3 protein-coding genes are annotated in these 3337 nt (G+C 42.6%); 1 reads left to right on the forward strand and 2 read right to left on the reverse strand.

Translation table 11 applies throughout. The annotated features are described in order from the left end of the window. On the forward strand, positions 1-117 hold a 117-nt coding region (locus ABD76_RS29425; RefSeq protein WP_242069480.1), incomplete at its 5' end, for an ATP-binding protein. 492 nt (positions 118-609) lie between these two features. On the opposite strand, the gene ABD76_RS09305 is transcribed toward ABD76_RS29425, so the two are convergent. Together ABD76_RS09305 and ABD76_RS09310 are read right to left on the reverse strand one after the other, a co-directional pair. After that, complete coding sequence (locus ABD76_RS09305) at positions 610-963, reverse strand: hypothetical protein (RefSeq protein ID WP_197256261.1); 354 nt, start codon at positions 961-963, stop codon at positions 610-612. A 10-nt stretch (positions 964-973) separates the two neighbouring features. Then, a partial coding sequence (locus tag ABD76_RS09310; protein ID WP_242069479.1) for a contractile injection system protein, VgrG/Pvc8 family occupies positions 974-3337 on the reverse strand: 2364 nt, incomplete at its 5' end.

Here is a 3337-nt window from a genome sequence, read left to right on the forward strand (position 1 = left end):
GATCCGGCCATCACGACAGCCATTCTCGATCGGATCTTGCATAAGAGTGAGGTCATAAAGATGAGTGGAGACAGCTTTCGCCTCAAGCATCGAGAAACCATATTTGGAAATGTCTAGGTGTTGAAAATTATTTAGCGGAATCTGCTCAAAAGTACTTGACGGTTACATCAGCATCTCCACGGACTGATCCAGTTGAAAACGTACGGGTTTCATCAATGGCACCTCCGGGGTGAGTTAAAGAAATACGGGAATTCTTCCCTTTTTCCTTATTTTACTTTACCGGCGGCTCATTTTCTAACTTTTCTATGATTTCATTTCACGGATTCAGGAGTTACATTTGATTTTAAAAAACTGAGAGAAAGGGAAGAAAGTAAAAAACATGTCAATCATGGTGGTATCTGACCATAATCGACCTGTTCAATGTAACGGAATAGCATTATTTAGGATATAAAAATCAAGCATTTATGAGCGTATAAACAAAATGACGAAATCTTTATACGGGTATTACATGGGTTATATATGTTATTGGTTGAATTATGGTTTCATTCGGCACTGGGTAGCCCCCAAAAAGAAACCTTGAAAGGCATGAAGCCAATCAAGGTTTTAACCCTACATCTTTTCAATTGAAATTGAATTACAAAGTATTTCTGTGTTAAGAGGGGGCATTAAAATTTTGCAGTTCAATAAACTATGACCTTCACTCTGAACATCTGTAACCTCGATATCTTGAAGAAAATAGGGAATTTGTGGTCTAGCCAACTCTCTTATAGGTTTTGTCCTATCATCGGCACTTGTAACAAAGGAAAATTTTGAACACCCCATAAAGGATAACTTGACGTTAAACTCTGTGTCCTCAAACACAAGAGTTATTTCATCACCAAAAAAACTTGAATCAAATTTTAATACTCGAGCATCCCAATAGTGCAGTGCTTCAATTTCGTTTAGGATTTTCTCTGCTTTCACGTTTGTCACCTCATTTTTTATATGGGATATGAGCATCAGGACTTTTTCTGTCAACAACATTCAGATTTACATCAATTGGGTTACCACTTTCATCAAACAAATGAACATGGTCATACTTTGTAACCTTATCAGGTGGGTCGATCTTCATTCGAATGTTTCCATTAGCATCTCTAATATGAATGAAACCATTGTTATCAGTATACTTCCAGTCCTTCGGCAAGCTATCTAAGATTTCTTGCTTGGACATATTAGGTATGTTTTCAGCGTTAATTTTACCCGCGAAGTTACCAACAGGATTACCCGTCCCCCCAGCTCTGCTTTGCACTTTTTGAACCTGTCCAATTGTACTTTTACCATTATTTATTTTAGGTGTTCCTATCGATGTTACTTCAGCTATCCTTTCAGCACTTGCTGCACCACGCATAGCAGCCTGGAAATCAGACGAGAGTTCAGTTAGAACCATTTGTTGCTGCATTTGCATAGTAATTAATTGAGCTTCTAGCGCTTTTTGGCCCTGCGTTTTTACTCCGGGCTTTTCACCAGTGAAAAATTCTATAAGTGGATCAACTAAATACTCGTCTATAAAATCTTTTTTCGCTGGTTGGCTTTGCCAATTACTATTACCCAATGGTCCAGTACCCATTACTGAACTTCCTACAAGGTTTTCTCTCCCCTTTTCTGATATCGCCCATAACTTCATCGACAATTTGAGTTTCTCTACCAAATCCTCTGCGGGTAACTGATTTGGGAGTCCACGTGCTGACGTGAACACTTTGCTCAATTGCATCGCTTTTGTCATTGTTATTAATTCTGATGCATCTTTTGGATTATTAATTGATATTGTTTTGGTGGCTGGCAATGGACTTGGAATGCTGCCCATCATGGAAATAGCCGCCTTGGAGTAATCTGCAACAGAGTTCGATTTGCCCGTTTTGTTTCTCGGCAAATGAGAAGTGCTCCCTCCAGTTGCGGCTATCGTTTTCGCTCCTAACACGGCTGCGTTTCCGATACCTGGGATCAAGGCAAGTGCATGCAGCGCCAATTCTGTACTGCTCTTTAAAGGCTTTCCGTTTTGTGCGCTTCCCTTTCCTGCCGGTGAATCAGGCTGCTCCACACGCACTGGAGACTTTGCAATGCCCTTTACAATCACCTGTCCAGCCTTAACATCTGTATCCCCATCCAACACAATACTACTCGATCCGCTCAAGAGATAGACTGCCTCTTTGGCCCGCATGTCTAACCTGCCAGCATCAAGCACTATTTCTCTGTCCGAGTGGACAACGATAGCGTCCTTGCTATGAAGCTCAATGCCTTTGTTGTCATGCAGCTTCACAAAAACATGGTTCTCCTGGGCCGTCATCCTTAGCTCATTGCCGCTGAACTTAATTTCCTTCCCGAGGGGATTGCCCCAATATTTCACACTAGGGTTGCCCAGCTTCGGAGAATTCCCCTCTTGACGAAAAGAGGAGCGGACAAAGGCTTCTTCCTCCCGATAATTCGGGATATACAACTGGACAGAGTCGCCAATCTGCGGCATACAATATAGGCCTGTCTTTCCTTCTGCCACATAGGGAGAAGAATAAGGAAACCAGCATGCATCCTCTTTTGTCTGCACATCGTCTATATTCAAATGGATCTTCACTTTATCTTTCGCGGCGTCTATTACTTTTCCTGCAAGGGATGCGCCTCGAATAGACTCGTTCCATATCGGTTGCCAACGGCTATCTGCTTCGGCTTGTAAAATATATTCATGGGTGAGCATACCCTCATTTAGAAGGGATGTGCAACCGGTAACAATCAGTGGCTTGTTCTTGAATAGAATCCGATCTCCAAGATTATAATAACGTTTCGTTACAATCAAGTAACTAGTGACGCCATCTTCCTTCTGCCCATAATTATTTAGTGTTCGCAGCACCTGATAGTTCGTATTGCGGAGAGAATCGGGTTTGCCCTCAGGCAATCCGACCCAGAGCTTCGGAGAATCGGCCGCTACCTCCGGAATAAGAACGGTCCCGAATCGGGAAACCATACGTTTGAGGAATTGCCAGTCGGTTTCCTGATACTGAACAGTAAATTGATCCAGCGGCGCATTGTTGAACGTCAAATCAATAAAGTCGGAGCCAGGGTAATCGGACAGAATATGCTGAACCAATTCCTCGTACCGCATTTTATGATTCTGAAAGGAGCGGGTTTTCGGCTTTATGTCAAGACGATAGGAATGAGATACCGCCTCTATCTCCAGACGATAGAAGCCCCTAACGACCTTAACCGCAATATCGGAGATGATCCCATGGAACAAGGTTCGAATAACGTCTCCCTCATCAGATAACTCACGAATCTCAATCGTGTCCGTATCGTTAGCCATATCTACGCA

This window comes from Paenibacillus dendritiformis, from assembly GCF_015845845.1.
GTDB lineage: Bacteria > Bacillota > Bacilli > Paenibacillales > Paenibacillaceae > Paenibacillus_B > Paenibacillus_B dendritiformis_C.